This is a genomic window from Streptomyces sp. ICC4 (assembly GCF_003287915.1).
In the GTDB taxonomy this organism is placed as follows: domain Bacteria; phylum Actinomycetota; class Actinomycetes; order Streptomycetales; family Streptomycetaceae; genus Streptomyces; species Streptomyces tritrimontium.
The window spans coordinates 4978841-4994392 of record NZ_CP030286.1 but is presented as its reverse complement, the minus strand read 5'-3'; the positions used below and the strand labels follow the sequence as shown (position 1 = coordinate 4994392).

At 71.2% G+C, this 15552-nt stretch carries 15 protein-coding genes, 5 tRNA genes and 2 pseudogenes; 7 read left to right on the top strand and 15 right to left on the bottom strand.

Features of this window, described 5'->3' with window-relative positions:
* Positions 1 to 16: 16 nt before the first annotated feature.
* From shc to rpmB, 3 genes and pseudogenes are all read left to right on the top strand, one after another.
* A complete protein-coding gene (gene shc / locus DRB89_RS23295; protein WP_112450235.1) occupies positions 17 to 2098 on the top strand; it encodes a squalene--hopene cyclase in 2082 nt (693 codons plus the stop codon).
* 24 nt (positions 2099 to 2122) lie between these two features.
* A pseudogene (locus DRB89_RS44805) lies at positions 2123 to 2314 on the top strand (alpha/beta hydrolase); the annotation flags it as partial.
* A gap of 204 nt (positions 2315 to 2518) precedes the next feature.
* Positions 2519 to 2704, top strand: a complete 186-nt coding sequence (gene rpmB / locus DRB89_RS23285) for a 50S ribosomal protein L28 (RefSeq protein WP_073911113.1) — start codon at positions 2519 to 2521, stop codon at positions 2702 to 2704.
* 143 nt (positions 2705 to 2847) lie between these two features.
* On the opposite strand, the gene thiD is transcribed toward rpmB, so the two are convergent.
* Complete coding sequence (gene thiD / locus DRB89_RS23280) at positions 2848 to 3666, bottom strand: bifunctional hydroxymethylpyrimidine kinase/phosphomethylpyrimidine kinase (RefSeq protein ID WP_112450220.1); 819 nt, start codon at positions 3664 to 3666, stop codon at positions 2848 to 2850.
* Positions 3663 to 4646, bottom strand: a complete 984-nt coding sequence (locus DRB89_RS23275; RefSeq protein WP_112450219.1) for a thiamine-phosphate kinase — start codon at positions 4644 to 4646, stop codon at positions 3663 to 3665. The genes thiD and DRB89_RS23275 overlap by 4 nt, the downstream gene beginning before the upstream one ends.
* A gap of 245 nt (positions 4647 to 4891) precedes the next feature.
* Here DRB89_RS23275 and DRB89_RS23270 point away from each other — a divergent pair, with 245 nt between their 5' ends.
* Both DRB89_RS23270 and DRB89_RS23265 read left to right on the top strand, forming a co-directional pair.
* Positions 4892 to 5125, top strand: coding sequence for an Lrp/AsnC ligand binding domain-containing protein (locus DRB89_RS23270; RefSeq protein WP_112450218.1), 234 nt, complete (start codon positions 4892 to 4894; stop codon positions 5123 to 5125).
* A 23-nt stretch (positions 5126 to 5148) separates the two neighbouring features.
* Complete coding sequence (locus DRB89_RS23265; protein WP_112450217.1) at positions 5149 to 5643, top strand: DUF3515 domain-containing protein; 495 nt, start codon at positions 5149 to 5151, stop codon at positions 5641 to 5643.
* A gap of 115 nt (positions 5644 to 5758) precedes the next feature.
* Here the strand turns inward: DRB89_RS23265 and DRB89_RS23260 are convergent, their stop codons facing one another.
* Genes DRB89_RS23260 through DRB89_RS23250 form a run of 3 tightly spaced genes read right to left on the bottom strand, consistent with a single transcriptional unit; the run spans position 5759 to position 8715 of the window.
* Positions 5759 to 6916: a D-alanine--D-alanine ligase family protein gene (locus DRB89_RS23260; protein WP_112450216.1), complete on the bottom strand. Its 1158-nt coding sequence runs from the start codon at positions 6914 to 6916 to the stop codon at positions 5759 to 5761.
* 39 nt (positions 6917 to 6955) lie between these two features.
* Entirely contained in the window at positions 6956 to 7966 is a 1011-nt protein-coding gene (locus tag DRB89_RS23255) for an NAD(P)H-dependent glycerol-3-phosphate dehydrogenase (RefSeq protein ID WP_112450215.1), read from the bottom strand.
* Positions 7963 to 8715, bottom strand: a complete 753-nt coding sequence (locus DRB89_RS23250; RefSeq protein WP_112450214.1) for a lysophospholipid acyltransferase family protein — start codon at positions 8713 to 8715, stop codon at positions 7963 to 7965. Before DRB89_RS23250 ends, DRB89_RS23255 begins: the two co-directional genes overlap by 4 nt.
* A gap of 241 nt (positions 8716 to 8956) precedes the next feature.
* On the opposite strand from DRB89_RS23250, the pseudogene cofC reads away from it, so the two are divergent.
* A pseudogene (cofC, locus tag DRB89_RS23245) lies at positions 8957 to 9556 on the top strand (2-phospho-L-lactate guanylyltransferase); the annotation flags it as partial.
* Between the two features lie 307 nt (positions 9557 to 9863).
* Here the strand turns inward: cofC and DRB89_RS23240 are convergent.
* The 4 genes from DRB89_RS23240 to leuC all read right to left on the bottom strand — a co-directional run bounded on the left by DRB89_RS23240 (position 9864) and on the right by leuC (position 13090).
* On the bottom strand, positions 9864 to 10547 hold the full coding sequence (locus DRB89_RS23240) for an HU family DNA-binding protein (protein ID WP_112450212.1): 684 nt from the start codon (positions 10545 to 10547) through the stop codon (positions 9864 to 9866).
* Positions 10548 to 10692: 145 nt separating this feature from the next.
* Positions 10693 to 10920 (bottom strand): hypothetical protein, encoded by a 228-nt coding sequence (locus tag DRB89_RS23235; protein WP_112450211.1) that lies wholly within the window; start codon positions 10918 to 10920, stop codon positions 10693 to 10695.
* Positions 10921 to 11057: 137 nt separating this feature from the next.
* Positions 11058 to 11651: a 3-isopropylmalate dehydratase small subunit gene (gene leuD / locus DRB89_RS23230; RefSeq protein WP_112450210.1), complete on the bottom strand. Its 594-nt coding sequence runs from the start codon at positions 11649 to 11651 to the stop codon at positions 11058 to 11060.
* Between the two features lie 5 nt (positions 11652 to 11656).
* The gene (leuC, locus tag DRB89_RS23225; RefSeq protein WP_112450209.1) at positions 11657 to 13090 is read right to left on the bottom strand and encodes a 3-isopropylmalate dehydratase large subunit; all 1434 of its coding nucleotides are present in this window, start codon (positions 13088 to 13090) and stop codon (positions 11657 to 11659) included.
* 184 nt (positions 13091 to 13274) lie between these two features.
* Between leuC and ndgR the strand changes: the two genes are divergently transcribed.
* On the top strand, positions 13275 to 13991 hold the full coding sequence (gene ndgR / locus DRB89_RS23220) for an IclR family transcriptional regulator NdgR (RefSeq protein WP_112450208.1): 717 nt from the start codon (positions 13275 to 13277) through the stop codon (positions 13989 to 13991).
* Between the two features lie 150 nt (positions 13992 to 14141).
* Here the strand turns inward: ndgR and DRB89_RS23215 are convergent.
* The 6 genes from DRB89_RS23215 to DRB89_RS23190 form a co-directional block, all read right to left on the bottom strand.
* Positions 14142 to 14214: transfer RNA gene (locus DRB89_RS23215), tRNA-Glu, on the bottom strand.
* Between the two features lie 22 nt (positions 14215 to 14236).
* Positions 14237 to 14308: transfer RNA gene (locus DRB89_RS23210), tRNA-Gln, on the bottom strand.
* Positions 14309 to 14332: 24 nt separating this feature from the next.
* A tRNA-Glu gene (locus DRB89_RS23205) sits at positions 14333 to 14405 on the bottom strand.
* Positions 14406 to 14466: 61 nt separating this feature from the next.
* Positions 14467 to 14539, bottom strand: a tRNA-Glu gene (locus DRB89_RS23200).
* A gap of 27 nt (positions 14540 to 14566) precedes the next feature.
* Positions 14567 to 14638: transfer RNA gene (locus DRB89_RS23195), tRNA-Gln, on the bottom strand.
* Positions 14639 to 14724: 86 nt separating this feature from the next.
* Complete coding sequence (locus DRB89_RS23190) at positions 14725 to 15453, bottom strand: HAD family hydrolase (RefSeq protein WP_112450207.1); 729 nt, start codon at positions 15451 to 15453, stop codon at positions 14725 to 14727.
* Positions 15454 to 15552 lie beyond the last annotated feature (99 nt).

The window sequence follows — 15552 nt, the reverse complement described above, 5'->3', positions numbered from 1 at the left end:
ACACAAAGGGGAAGCCATGACAGCGACGACCGACGGCGGAGCCGGCGCGGACGCCTGCGACGCCGGACCCGGTGACGGCGTGGCCGCGGGCCCGCCGGGCCGGGGCCACGCCACCCGCCCCGCCGTGCGGACGGAGCCGGCCGCGGCGCCCGGCCCGGACGACCGGGCAGTCCGCGAAGCCACCCTCAGGGCCGTGCGCAACCTCCTCGACCGGCAGGACGAGGCCGGCTGGTGGAAGGGCGACCTGGAGACCAACGTCACCATGGACGCCGAGGACCTGCTGCTGCGCCAGTTCCTCGGGATCCGGGACGAGGCCACCACCCAGGCCGCCGCCCTGTTCATCCGCGGCGAGCAGGGGGCCGACGGCACCTGGGCCACGTTCCACAAGGGCCCCAGCGACCTGTCCGCCACCATCGAGGCCTACGTGGCCCTGCGCCTCGCCGGTGACGACCCGGGCGCCCCGCACATGGCCCGCGCCTCGGCGTGGATCCGCGGCCACGGGGGGATCGCCGGCGCCCGCGTGTTCACCCGCATCTGGCTCGCGCTCTTCGGCTGGTGGAACTGGGACCACCTGCCCGAACTCCCGCCCGAACTGCTCTTCCTGCCGCCCTGGGTGCCGCTGAACATCTACGACTTCGGCTGCTGGGCCCGGCAGACCATCGTCCCCCTCACCGTCGTCTCGGCGCTGCGCCCGGTCCGCCCGGCCCCCTTCGCGCTGGACGAGCTGCACACCGACGCGCGGAACCCGTACCCCGTCAAGCGGCTGGACCCGCTGGCCAGTTGGGGCGGCGCCTTCCAGCGGATGGACAAGGCCCTGCACCTCTACCGCCGGTTCGCGCCGCGCCGGCTGCGCGAGGCGGCCATGGCCAGCGCCGGCCGCTGGATCGTGGAGCGCCAGGAGGACGACGGCTGCTGGGGCGGGATCCAGCCGCCCGCCGTGTACTCCGTGATCGCCCTGCACCTGCTCGGCTACGACCTCGGGCACCCGGTGATGCGGGCCGGACTGGAGTCCCTGGACCGCTTCGCGGTGTGGCGCGAGGACGGCGCCCGCATGATCGAGGCCTGCCAGTCCCCGGTCTGGGACACCTGCCTGGCCGCCATCGCGCTGGCCGACGCGGGCGTGCGCCCCGACCACCCGGCCCTGGTCAAGGCCGCCGACTGGATGCTGGGCGAGGAGATCAGGCGCAGCGGCGACTGGGCCGTGCGCCGGCCCCGACTGGCCCCGGGCGGCTGGGCGTTCGAGTTCCACAACGACACCTACCCGGACATCGACGACACCGCCGAGGTCGTCCTGGCGCTGCGCCGCGTCAAGCACCCCGATCCGGCGCGGGTCGAGGCGGCCATCGCCCGCGGGGTGTCCTGGAACCTCGGCATGCAGTCGAAGAACGGCGCCTGGGGCGCCTTCGACGCCGACAACACCAGCCCGCTGCCCAACAAGCTGCCCTTCTGCGACTTCGGCGAGGTCATCGACCCGCCCTCGGCCGACGTCACCGCCCACGTCGTCGAGATGCTCGCCGTCGAGGGCAAGGCGGGCGACGCGCGGACCCGGCGCGGCATCGCCTGGCTCCTCGCCGAACAGGAGCCGGAGGGCGGCTGGTTCGGCCGCTGGGGCACCAACTACGTCTACGGGACCGGCTCGGTGGTGCCGGCCCTGACGGCCGCCGGCTTCGCCCTCTCGCACCCCGCGATCCGGCGGGCCGTGGGCTGGCTGGAATCCGTACAGAACGAGGACGGCGGGTGGGGCGAGGACCAGCGCTCCTACAAGGACCCGTCCTGGGCCGGGAAGGGCGCCTCGACCGCCTCCCAGACGGCTTGGGCGCTGATGGCCATGCTGTCGGCGGGGGAGCGGGACGGCGAGAGCGTCCGGCGGGGCATCGCGTACCTCGTCTCCACCCAGGGCGAGGACGGCGGCTGGGACGAGCCGTACTTCACCGGGACCGGCTTCCCCTGGGACTTCTCCATCAACTACCACCTGTACCGGCAGGTCTTCCCGGTCACCGCGCTCGGCCGCTACCTGTACGGAGAACCGTTCGGCCCGGAGGGCCGCTACCCGGACCCGGGTGCCGCGCAGGCGGTTCAGGCCGCCGAGGAGGCCTGATGAGCCCCGGCCCCGGCCCCGGCCCTGCCGATCCGCCCCGGGCGCGCGAGGACCCGTATCACCGGGGCGGTCCTGGGATCCCGGGCACCGCTGGGTCCCGTCACCCCCGTCGGCAAGGCGGTGCTGAAGTACGCCACGATGGGCCCGGGCCCCGCGCCCGACAAGGTCGAGGCCTGCGCCCGGATCGTCCACCCCCGCCCCACGGCCGCTCGCCACGCGTGCTCCGCGGTGCCGGCGGGGCTCGACCCCGGGGCGGGGGCGGCGGCGGCCGTGGTAGTTTTCTCGGACCGAGGCAGGCGTTGTATGCTGCTCCGGTTGCCCGATGAGAGTCGGGCCATCCTCCGGCAAACCACTTCAGACTTCCTGATTCCGGTGCGCCGGAATTCACTGTAAGTGCATCTGAAGTCTTTGGAGTGACCTGTGGCTGCCAACTGCGACGTTTGCGCCAAGGGGCCGAGCTTCGGCAACAGCATTTCCCACTCGCACCGCCGCACCTCGCGTCGCTGGAACCCGAACATCCAGCGTGTCCGTGCCGTGGTCAATGGGACGCCGAAGCGCCTCAACGCCTGCACCTCGTGCATCAAGGCCGGCAAGGTCTCGCGCTGACGCCTTCCGTCGTAGCGCAGTCCTTTCCGGTTGCTGAGAAGGCCGGTCCACCTGGTGGACCGGCCTCTTGCTTTGCCTGATCGAACCCGCAGGGCCTGCCCCATCCCGTGAAGTCGCGGGGTGGAGCAGGCCCTGCGGGCGTTTCAGCGCCGGCGCCAGGCGTGGTCCACCGGTCCGATGCCCGCGCCCAGCGCGAAGCCGGCCGCGATGGCGCCCGTGACGTACTCCTTGGCCTCCGTGACGGCCTCGGGGACCTCCCGGCCCATGGCCAGGCCCGCCGCGATCGCGCTGGCGAGCGTGCAGCCGGTGCCGTGCGTGTGCCGGTTGTCGTGGCGGGGGGCGCGGAGCCAGAGCTCGGTCGAGCCGTCCGTCAGCAGGTCCACGGCCTCGTCCCCGTGCACGGCGAGGTGGCCGCCCTTGACCAGCGCCCACGCCGGCCCGTAGGCGAGGACCGCGTCGGCGGCGCGGCGCATGTCGTCCTCGGTCCGCACGACAACGCCGGTGAGCTGGGTCACCTCGTCGAGGTTGGGGGTCGCCACGGTGGCCCGGGGCAGCAGTTCCTTGCGCACGGCGTCCAGCGCCGTGGCGGCGAGCAGCGGGTCCCCGTGCTTGGAGACCCCGACCGGGTCCACGACGGCCGGGGCGCGGGTCCCGGCGAGGAGCTCGGCGACGGTTTCCACGAGCACGGCGCTGGCGAGCATGCCCGTCTTGACGGCCTGCACGCCGATGTCGTCCACCACGGCCCTGTACTGGCCCTTGACGGCTTCGACGGGCAGTTCCCAGACGCCTTTGACACCGCGGGAGTTCTGCGCGGTCACAGCGGTCACCACGCTCATCCCGTGGACCCCGAGCGCCATCATCGTCTTGAGGTCGGCCTGGATGCCCGCGCCGCCGCCGGAGTCGGATCCGGCGACGGTCAGGCACAGCGGCGGGTGCGGGCGGCCCTGGGGGGACCCGCTCATCGCGGGACCTCCTCGGGGGCCTGGTCGCCGCCGAAGTGGTCCCAGCCGCCGGTGCTGGTCCAGGGGGCGCCGTCGACGGTCACCTGGGGCAGTGCGGAGCGGTTCTGCACCTCCCCGATGACCTTCCAGCGGGCGGGGAGCTTCACGTCGGGCGGGAAGGTGGCCACGATGGCGTGGTCCTCTCCCCCGGTCAGGACCCACTGGAGCGGGTCCACGCCGACGGCCTGGCCGATGTCGTGCATCTGCGTCGGGATGTCGACGGCCGCCGAGCGCAGGTCGATCCGTACCTTGCTGGCCTCGGCGATGTGCCCGAGGTCGGCGATCAGGCCGTCGCTGACGTCGGTCATGGCGGTGGCGCCGAGTCCGGCGGCCGCGGGGCCCGCGTGGTACGGCGGCTCGGGGCGCCGGTGGGCCTCGACGAAGGCCCGCGGCGAGCGGAAGCCGCGCGAGAGCACCGCGAAGCCGGCCGCGGACCAGCCGAGCCAGCCGGTGACGGCCACGACATCGCCGGGCTGGGCGCCGGAGCGCAGCACGGGCTCGTGGTTGCGCAGGTCGCCGAGCGCGGTGATGGCGACGGTGATGAGGTCGCCGCGGACCACGTCGCCGCCGACGACGGCCGCGCCGGCGACCTGGCATTCGTCGCGGATGCCGTCCATCAGCTCGGTGGGCCAGGTGACCGGCAGCTCGGCCGGGACGACGAGGCCGAGCAGGAGCGCGGTCGGCACCGCGCCCATGGCGGCGATGTCGGCGAGGTTCTGCGCGGCGGCCTTGCGGCCGACGTCGTAGGCCGTGGACCAGTCGCGCCGGAAGTGCCTGCCCTCCAGCAGGATGTCGGTGCTCGCCACGACCCGCCGGTCGGGGGCCGAGACCACCGCGGCGTCGTCGCCCGGTCCGACCCGGACCGCCGGGGTGGTGGTGAGCCGTGAGGTGAGCTCTCGAATGAGCCCGAACTCCCCCAGCTCGCCCACAGTGCCCTTCATCGCTGTGCCCCTTCTTGCCCAGTCCGCTTGCGGTCGCGAGCCGTCACAGCTCTGGGTACCGTCAACAGATACGTCAACTTCTGCTCTCCGTACGCCCCGCTCTGCGCGCCGCCGGACCCGCGGGTCTCCCCGCGGCGCTCGGCGACGCGGTACCGTGGCGTCCCTTCTTCCCTGGGCCCACCCGTCATCCCCGGGCCCACCCGAAGGGTAGGGGAAATGATCCTCGTGGCCGCCCTGGAGGTTCCGTGGTACAGGCGTACATCCTCATCCAGACCGAGGTGGGCAAGGCGTCGTTCGTCGCCGAGTCCATCGCGCAGATCGCGGGGGTGATCCAGGCCGAGGACGTGACGGGCCCGTACGACGTGATCGTGCGCGCCCAGGCCGACACCGTGGACGACCTCGGTCGCATGGTCGTGGCCAAGGTCCAGCAGGTGGAGGGGATCACCCGCACCTTGACCTGCCCGGTGGTCCATCTGTAGCCCCCGTCTACTCTTGGCCGGTGATGTCACGACACCGCCGGCCCTTCTCTCTGCTCGCCGCACTGACCGCGCTGGCCGCTCCGGCGGCCCTCGCGGGCTGTTCGCCGGGTGACTCCGAGGCTCGCGTGAGCCTTCCGTCCGCCCCGCCCGCCGATGTCGCGGGCTTCTGTGCGGCGTTGCACAAGGAGCTCCCCGGGACGGTGTCCGGCAAGGACCGGACTCCGGCGGTTCCGGCGTCCGATCTGACCGCCGCGTGGGGCGGCTCCGCGATCGTACTGCGGTGCGGTATCCCCAGGCCCGGGAAGATGCTGGATCCGAAGCAGGACGGCGTCGAGGTGAACGGTGTCGGCTGGCTCCTGGAGAAGCTGGACGACGGCGGCTACCGGTTCACCACCGGGATGCGGCTGGCGTACACGGAGGTCCTGGTCGACAAGGAGCATGCCACGGATGCGGGCATGCTGGTGGGCCTGTCCGCCGCGATCGCCAAGACCGTGCCGGAGGGCATCTCCTCGTACTGACCCGCGCGCCCGCCCGCCGGGCGGCGCGCCGCCCGGCGCCCGCACCTCACGAAGGACCGCCCGCCGGCCACCCCTCTCGGGCGGCCGGCGGGCGGTCCTTCGTGTGCGGCGGGGCCTAGCGCAGTCCGGTGGAGCGGCGCAGGGCGGCCTGGATCAGGCGGTCCACCAGCTCCGGGTACTCGATGCCCGACTCCTGCCACATCCGCGGGTACATGGAGATGGGGGTGAAGCCCGGCATCGTGTTGATCTCGTTGATGACGAAGGTGCCGTCCTCGGTCAGGAAGAAGTCGGCGCGCACCAGTCCCTCGCAGGACGCGGCGTCGAAGGCCTCGATCGCGAGCCTCTGGACCTCGGCGGTCTGCTCCGGGGTGAGCGGGGCGGGCACGATCCCGGAGGCGGCGTCGATGTACTTCGCCTCGAAGTCGTAGAAGTCGTGGCTGGAGACCGGCGGGATCTCGGCGGGCACGCTCGCGCGCGGCCCGTCCTCGAACTCCAGGACCCCGCACTCGATCTCGCGGCCGTGCAGCAGTGCCTCCACGATGATCTTCGGGTCGTGGCGGCGGGCCTCGCGGATCGCCGCGTCCAGCCCGGAGGCGTCGTCGACCTTGGTGATGCCGATCGAGGAGCCGGCCCGCGCGGGCTTGATGAACAGCGGCCAGCCGTGCTCGCCGGCGAAGTCCGCGATGCGGGCGAGGGCGCCCTCGCGGTCGTTCTCCCACTCGCGGGGGCGGATGGTCACGTACGGGCCGACGCGCAGCCCGAAGGACGTGAAGACCCGCTTCATGTAGTCCTTGTCCTGGCCGACGGCCGAGGCGAGGACGCCCGAGCCGACGTACGGGATGCCGGAGAGCTCCAGGAGGCCCTGGAGCGTGCCGTCCTCACCGTACGGGCCGTGCAGGACGGGGAAGACGACGTCGACCTCGCCCAGGGCCTTGGGGACGGCGCCCGGCTCGGTGTAGACGACCTCGCGGCTGGCCGGGTCGACGGAGAGCACCACGGCGCCGTCCTCGGACTCGGCGAGCTGCCCCACATTGGGGAGCCGGCCGCCGGAGATGGCCATCCGGGCGGGCTCGTCGGCGGTCAGCGCCCATCGGCCGTCCGTGGTGATGCCGATGGGCAGCACCTCGTACTTGGAGCGGTCGATGGAGCGCAGGACGGCGCCCGCGGTGACGACCGAGATGGCGTGTTCCGAGCTGCGGCCGCCGAACACGACGGCCACGCGGGGCTTGCGGCCCTGCTGCTCAGGGGTCTGGGGGAGGTTCTCGCTGCTCATATCGCCACGAGAGTACCCGCTCACGCGTCCGGAAAGCAGTCAGCGCCGTTCCGGTTTGGCGCTGCGCCCCATGAGCTCCTTGAGCGCGACCAGGGTGGGCTTGCCGTGGTGGACGATGTCGACGACGGTGTCGGTGATCGGCATGTCGACCCCGTGGCGGCGGGCCAGATCGGCCACGGACTGGCAGGACTTGACGCCCTCGGCGGTCTGCTTGGTGACCGCGATGGTCTCTTCCAGGGTCATCCCGCGGCCGAGGTTGGTGCCGAAGGTGTGGTTCCGGGAGAGCGGCGAGGAGCAGGTGGCGACGAGGTCGCCGAGGCCCGCGAGGCCGGAGAAGGTGAGCGGGTCGGCGCCCATCGCCAGGCCCAGGCGGGTGGCTTCGGCGAGACCGCGGGTGATGAGCGAGCCCTTGGTGTTGTCGCCGAGGCCCATCCCGTCCGCGATGCCGACGGCGAGGCCGATGACGTTCTTGACGGCGCCGCCGAGCTCGCAGCCGACGACGTCGGTGCTCGTGTACGGGCGGAAGTACGGGGTGTGGCAGGCGGCCTGGAGGCGCTGCGCCACGGCTTCGTCGACGCAGGCGACGACGGAGGCGGCGGGCTGCCGGGCGGCGATCTCGCGGGCCAGGTTGGGGCCGGTGACGACGGCGACGCGCCCGGCGGGGACCTTGGCCACCTCTTCGATGACCTCGCTCATCCGCTTGGCGGTGCCGAGTTCGACGCCCTTCATCAGGGAGACGAGCACGGTCTCGCGGGCCAGCAGCGGGGCCCAGTCGGCGAGGTTGCCGCGCAGGGTCTGCGAGGGGACCGCGAGGACAGTGAAGTCGGCGCCGGCCGCGGCCTCGGCCGGGTCGGTGGTGGCGCGGATGTTCGCGGGGAGTTCGATGCCGGGGAGATAGTCCGGGTTGGTCCGGCTGTCGTTGACGGCGTCGACGAGCTCTTGGCGGCGGCCCCACAGGACCACCTCGCACCCGGCGTCGGCGAGGACCATGGCGAAAGCCGTGCCCCAGGAGCCGGTTCCGAATACGGCTGCCTTCACGGGACGTGTCACTTGTTGCCCTCCCCCGCGGCCTTGCGCCGCTGTTCCGCCCTGGCCTTGCGATGGTCGTACGGCTGCGTGGGCGCCTGCTCCCCCCGCAGCTCCTCCAGCAGCCCGGTGACGGCCGCCATGATGACTTCGGTGACCTCCTTGAGGATCTCCGGAGTGGGTTCCCGGTCGTAGTACTCGGAGAGGTCCACCGGCGGTCCGGCGAGCACCTGGAGGGTCTTGCGCGGGAACAGGCTGAGCTTGTTCTCCTTGGCGTAGGGCGGCATCGCGAGGTTCGCGCCCCACTGGGCCACCGGAATGACGGGGGCCCTGGTCATGAGTGCCACGCGGGCGGCGCCGGTCTTGCCGGCCATCGGCCACATGTCGGGATCCCGGGTCAGGGTGCCTTCCGGGTAGAAAGCGACGCATTCGCCGCTCTCGATCGCGTCCACGGCGGCCCGGAATGCGTCCAGGGCGTTCGTGGACTCCCGGTAGACGGGGATCTGTCCGGAGCCGCGCAGGATCGCGCCGACAATGGGGACGTCGAAGAGGGCCGCCTTGCCGAGCAATCGGGGCACCCGGCCGGTGTTGTACTGGAAGTGCGCGTACGACAGCGGGTCCAGATACGAGTTGTGATTGACGGCGGTGATGAATCCGCCGTCGGCCGGAATATGTTCCATTCCCCGCCAGTCCCGCTTGAACAGCACTACCAGCGGCGGTTTCGCGATGGCCGCCGCAAGGCGGTACCAGAAGCCGATTCTGCGGCGGGACACTCGGACACCTTCCTCTAGGACCGGTGCGCGGCGTGGGCGCCTCGGGGCCGGACAAGTGTCGCCCCGGGTCCGGTCTCTGTCGAGAACACCGTACGCCCCGTCCACCCGGGTCAGGCCCCGGGTCGCCCGGCATGAGGTGACAATGGGCCGACGCATGACCAGGTCATGACCTGGTCATGGTCCGCGCGGCCGCGCGGGCACAACCGGAGGGAAGGGGTCCGTCACGAACGCCGTCTGGAGCCTGGTGGTCCCGCTGAAGCCCTTGGCGGTGGCCAAGAGCCGTCTCGCGGAAGCCGTCGGCGCGTCCCGGCCGGGCCTGGCCCTGGCCTTCGCGCTGGACACCGTCGCAGGGGCGCTGGCCTGCGCGGCCGTCGCCGATGTGGTGGTCGTCACGGACGACTCCGCGGCCGGGGCGGAACTGGCGCGACTGGGGGCGCGGATCGTCCCGGATTCCCCGGCCGCGGGGCTCAACGCGGCGCTGGCCCACGGGGCGCGGGAGATACGCACGGGCAGGCCCGGGGCGGCGGTGGCGGCGATGAACGCCGATCTGCCGGCGCTGCGGCCGCTCGAATTGCTACGCGTGCTCGAAACCGCATCGGCATTTCCCCGGGCATTTCTGGCGGATGCGGCGGGAATCGGGACGACCTTGCTTTCCGCTGCTCCGGACGTGGAATTGGCACCCTCGTTCGGCGGCCCGTCGCGAGCCCGGCATTCGGCCTCGGGGGCGGTGGAAATGGCCTTGGAAGGAGTCGACAGCCTGCGCCGGGACGTGGACACGGCGGCGGATCTGCGGACGGCCCTCACCCTCGGTGTGGGGCGCCATACGGCCCGATACAGTGCCCGTATGCAGGCGACCGCGTACACGTACGACTCCCAGACCCGCAGCGGCAGTGTGCTGCTGGACGACGGCACCCCGGTGCCCTTCGAGGCCCCGGCCTTCGACGCGGGCGGCCTGCGGCTGCTGCGCCCCGGGCAGCGGGTCCGGATCGAGACGGACGGCGAGGGCGCCGGCCTGCGGATCACGCTGGTCACGCTGCAGACGTTCTGAACTCCCCCGCCGCGGCCTTTGCGTCCGCGACCTGCGCGAACGCACCGCGGGCCGGCTTCCCCCCGATGGGGAAGCCGGCCCGGCGCGTGTGACCCGTGCCCTACTTGGTCTTGCGGGCGGTGGTCTTCTTCGCGGTGGCCTTGCGCGTCGCCGTCTTCTTGGCGGGCGCCTTCGTCGCCGCGGTGGCCTTCTTGGCCGCCGGCGCGGTCTTCTTCGCGGTGGCGGTGGTCTTCTTGGCCGCCGGGGCGGCCTTCTTGGCGACCGGCGCGGCCTTCTTCGCCGTGGCCGTGGCCTTCTTCGTGGTGGCCTTGACCGCCGTCTTCTTGACGGTGACGGTCTTCTTGGCCGTTGCCTTCTTCGCGACCGTGGTCTTCGCGGCCGCCTTCTTGGCGGTGGTGGCCTTCTTCGCCACGGCCTTCTTCACCGTGGCGGAGGCGGCGGAGGATCCGCCCGTGAGGCTGCCCTTCGGCGCCTTCTTCACCGACACCTCGCCGCCCTTGGGCAGCTTCTTGGTGCCGGCGACCAGGTCCTTGAACCCCTGGCCCGCACGGAAGCGGGGAACCGAGGTCTTCTTGACCCGGACGCGCTCACCCGTCTGCGGGTTGCGTGCGTAGCGGGCCGGGCGGTCGACCTTCTCGAACGAGCCGAAGCCCGTGACCGAGACCCGGTCGCCCGCGACGGTCGCGCGGACGATGGCGTCCAGTACCGCGTCGACAGCGTCCGCGGCCTGCTGACGGCCGCCCAGCTTGTCGGCAATCGCTTCTACGAGCTGCGCCTTGTTCAACGTCTTCCCCTTCGGAGACTTCGCCAGAACGAATGTGTTCAAGCTTATTTCGCACGTTAGGCGGATATATACCGCAAATCAAACACGAAACGGGCTTATCACCCTAGTGCCGCAACGCTGTAGGCCGTTACGGAGTTCCTTCGCATCAGTCGCCTTCAGGGAATCGACCCTCGTCGAGGTCCTTCATCAACCTGTCCAGGCGCCTTGCCGCATCGGCGAGATCATGCTTCGCCGCAGCCGTGACGACCAACAGCTTCCGGGACAGCGCCATCCTTACGCCCTCCGGGACTTGCAGTTCGCGCACCCTTGTGTGTGCTTCTTTCAATCGGTCCGCGACGAGTTCGTAGAGCTCAAGTTGACTGTCGCGTTCCATGCACAGATTGTGCCATCTGGGGCGAGTTGTCGCCTCACGGGGCCTCAACACACAGCTGTGCCCCCTGCCGGAAGGCAGGGGGCACAGTGTTGTCGATGTGATCGCCCTGGGGCGAATAAGCCCTGATCAGGCCGGAATCACGCCTGAATCGTGCGCGGCTTGTGGGTGGGCCGGCCGCTTTCGTAGGTGGCGATGTCCCCTTCGTTCTGAAGGGTGAGCGAGATGTCGTCCAGCCCCTCCAGCAGCCGCCAGCGGGCGTTGTCGTCGAGTTCGAACTCCGCCACGACGCCTTCGGCTCGGACCTGGCGGTCGACGAGGTCGACCGTGATCTCGGCGGTGGGGTCCGCCTCGGTCAGCTTCCACAGCCGGTCGACGGTCTCCTGCGGCAGGACGACGGTCAGCAGACCGTTCTTCAGCGAGTTGCCGCGGAAGATGTCGGCGAAGCGGGAGGAGATGACCGTCTTGAAGCCGAAGTTCTGCAGGGCCCAGACGGCGTGCTCGCGGGAGGAGCCGGTGCCGAAGTCGGGGCCGGCGACCAGGACGGTCGCGCCGGCGCGCTCCGGGCGGTTCGTGATGAACTCCGGGTCCTTGCGCCAGGCCTCGAAGAGCCCGTCCTCGAAGCCGTCGCGGGTGATCTTCTTCAGCCAGTGGGCCGGGATGATCTGGTCGGTGTCGACGTTGCTGCGGCGCAGCGGGACGGCCCGGCCGGTGTGGGTGGTGAAGGCTTCCATCGCTCTCAGACTCCTGCGGGGGCGGTCGCGGCCGACGAGCCGGCCAGGTCGGCGGGCGAGGCCAGGTGGCCCAGTACGGCGGTGGCGGCTGCCACCTGCGGGGAGACCAGGTGGGTGCGCCCGCCCTTGCCCTGCCGGCCCTCGAAGTTGCGGTTGGAGGTGGACGCGGAGCGCTCACCGGGCGCCAGTTGGTCGGGGTTCATGCCCAGGCACATCGAACAGCCCGCGTGCCGCCATTCGGCGCCGGCCTCCTTGAAGACCTTGTCCAGGCCCTCCGCCACGGCCTGCAGGGCGACCCGGACGGAGCCCGGGACGACCAGCATCCGTACGCCGTTGGCGACTTTGCGGCCCTCGATGATGCCGGCGACGGCGCGCAGGTCCTCGATGCGGCCGTTGGTGCAGGAACCTACGAAGACGGTGTCGACCTTGATGTCGCGCAGCGGCTGTCCGGCCGTCAACCCCATGTACTCCAGGGCCTTTTCGGCGGCGTGGCGCTCCGAAGCGTCTTCGTACGAAGCAGGGTCGGGGACGTTGGCCGACAGCGGCGAGCCCTGGCCCGGGTTGGTGCCCCAGGTGACGAACGGGGCCAGCGTGGTGCCGTCGACGACGACCTCGGCGTCGAAGACCGCGTCCTCGTCGGTGCGCAGGGTCTTCCAGTACGCGACCGCCGCGTCCCAGTCCTCGCCCACCGGGGCGTGGTCGCGGCCCTCGAGGTAGTCGAAGGTGGTCTGGTCGGGGGCGATCATGCCCGCGCGGGCGCCGGCCTCGATCGACATGTTGCAGATGGTCATGCGGGCTTCCATCGACAGCTGCTCGACGGCCTCGCCGCGGTACTCCAGGATGTAGCCCTGGCCGCCGCCGGTGCCGATCTTGGCGATGATGGCCAGGATCAGGTCCTTGGCGGTGACGCCCTCGGCCAGCGCGCCGGTGACGGTGATCGCCATCGTCTTGGGGCGGGCCAGCGGCAGCGTCTGGGTCGCCAGCACGTGCTCGACCTGGCTGGTGCCGATGCCGAAGGCCAGCGCGCCGAAGGCGCCGTGCGTGGAGGTGTGCGAGTCACCGCAGACCACGGTGGTGCCCGGCTGGGTCAGGCCCAGCTGCGGCCCCACGACGTGGACGACACCCTGCTCGACGTCGCCCAGCGAGTGCAGGCGCACGCCGAACTCGGCGCAGTTCTTGCGCAGCGTCTCCAGCTGGGTCCGGGAGACCGGATCGGCGATCGGCTTGTCGATGTCGATCGTGGGGGTGTTGTGGTCCTCGGTCGCGATGGTGAGGTCGAGACGGCGGACCTTGCGGCCGGCCTGGCGCAGCCCTTCGAAGGCCTGCGGGCTGGTCACCTCGTGCAGCAGGTGCAGATCGATGAAGAGGAGATCGGGCTCGCCCTCCGCGCGCCGGACGACATGGTCGTCCCAGACCTTCTCCGCGAGTGTCCTACCCATCGCTTTCCCTCCGGCCGGCCGGTTGTGCCGGCGCTTCATAGAGATCTTGTGTGCCTGACCGCCCGTACCCCACGTCCCGGACGACGGCTCGGACCCAGTGGTTCGTGGACCCGCACATACAGACTCGCTCGTTCTTGGAAAAATTGAACTTGCGTTTCACAGTGTGAGACGCGAATATCGTTTCATGGACAACTCTAGCGGCGTCGGCGTTCTCGACAAGGCAGCTCTGGTATTGAGCGCACTGGAGTCCGGTCCGGCCACCCTCGCCGGGCTGGTCGCGGCGACAGGGCTCGCACGACCCACGGCACATCGCCTTGCCGTGGCACTGGAACACCACCGGATGGTGGCGAGGGACATGCAGGGCCGGTTCATCCTCGGACCGCGGCTGGCGGAGCTCGCCGCCGCGGCCGGCGAGGACCGCCTGCTGGCCACGGCCGGACCGGTGCTCACCCACCTCCGGGACGTGACGGGCGAGAGCGCGCAGCTCTACCGGCGTCAGGGCGACATGCGGATCTGCGTGGCGGCCGCCGAGCGGCTGTCGGGCCTGCGGGACACCGTCCCGGTGGGCTCCACCCTCCCGATGAAGGCCGGCTCGGCCGCGCAGATCCTGATGGCCTGGGAGGAGCCCGAGCGGCTCCACCGCGGCCTGCAGGGCGCGCGCTTCACCGCGACGGCCCTCTCGGGCGTACGGCGCCGCGGCTGGGCACAGTCGATCGGCGAGCGGGAGCCCGGCGTGGCCTCCGTCTCCGCGCCGGTGCGCGGCCCCTCGAACCGGGTCGTGGCCTCCGTGTCGGTCTCCGGGCCGATCGAGCGCCTGACCCGGCACCCGGGGCGCATGCACGCCCAGGCCGTCATCGACGCGGCAGCGCGTCTGACCGAGGCCCTGCGCCGCTCCAGCTGACCTTCCGACCATCCACCAGTCCCCCGGGCCCGGGGGCGCGCACGACGCCGCACACGTCCGAACGCGCGCCTCCGGGCCCACACTTGTGTGCCGTGCCCGGGAACGAAGAAGAGGCCCTCCGCGATGAACGCGGAAGGCCTCTCCTGTGCGTACCCCCGACCGGATTCGAACCGGCGCTACCGCCTTGAGAGGGCGGCGTGCTAGGCCGCTACACAACGGGGGCTAGCTGTTACTGCGGTACTGCGCTGGGCTACCAGGACTCGAACCTAGAATAAGAGAACCAGAAACTCTCGTGTTGCCAATTACACTATAGCCCACAGGTCTAGACCAGCTAGACACCGTACCCCCGACCGGATTCGAACCGGCGCTACCGCCTTGAGAGGGCGGCGTGCTAGGCCGCTACACAACGGGGGCCCTAGCGATCCTGCATCAAAACATCCGGGTGCGACCCTGGAGATCTCGCGGGAAGGATCTGTACCCCCGACCGGATTCGAACCGGCGCTACCGCCTTGAGAGGGCGGCGTGCTAGGCCGCTACACAACGGGGGCAAGCACTGCGTTTACTACTGAACTGCGCTGGGCTACCAGGACTCGAACCTAGAATAAGAGAACCAGAAACTCTCGTGTTGCCAATTACACTATAGCCCACCAAAAGTCAAGCACCTGAGGTACTTTCCTTCGGTTAGCGCCTCCGGCCCGGCCTTTCGGCCCGCTCGGGCGGCGCAGAAAGAACATTACCGGATGGCTGACCGTGCTCCAAAACGGGTATCCCCGGCCAGCACCTGCGGGAGCCGGTCGAGTCCGGCGATCCGGTGCACGCCCTCGGGTCCGGGGCCGCGCGATCCGTCGCGGTCGAGCCACACGGCCGTCAGCCCGGCGTCACGGGCGCCGCGCGCGTCGATCTCCGGCTGGTCCCCCACGTAGACCACTTCCCCGGGTTCCAGCCCGAGCTCGTCGCACGCCGCGAGGAAGGCGGCGGCCTCGGGCTTGCTGACGCCCAGCTCGACGGCACACACCAGGACCTCGAAGCGGTCGCGCAGGCCGAGGTGGCGCAGCTTGGGGTCCTGGTTGGCCACGGAGGAGTTGGAGAGCACCCCGTGCCGGTAGCCGCCGGCGAGGGCGTCCAGTACGGGCACCACGTCGGGGAACAGCTCCCAGGCGGCCTGGTAGTGCTCGACGTACCGGCCGAACCAGTCGTCCGCCTGTACGTCGGTCATCGCGGGCGACCCGAGGAACTCCCGGACCCGGTCCCTGCGCTGCCCCTGGAAGGTCCCCTCCCCGGCGGCGAAGCGCTCCCAGTGCCGGTCGGTGATCCGCCGCCACAGGGCGAGCGCCTCGTGCGCGGTCCCGTACCGCTCGGCCAGCCCCTCGTCGGCGAGGTGCGCCACGAGCCCGGCCCGGTCGGCCCCGGTGTAGTCGAACAGGGTGTCGTCGATGTCCCACAGCACCGCGCGGATCGCCATGCGGCCGACCCTACGCCGGGGCCGACGCCCGCGGGGCCCGTTCCGGCTTCGTGGCCGAGCTCACACAACACCGCAGGGGGCGGCGGCCGGAGATCCGGC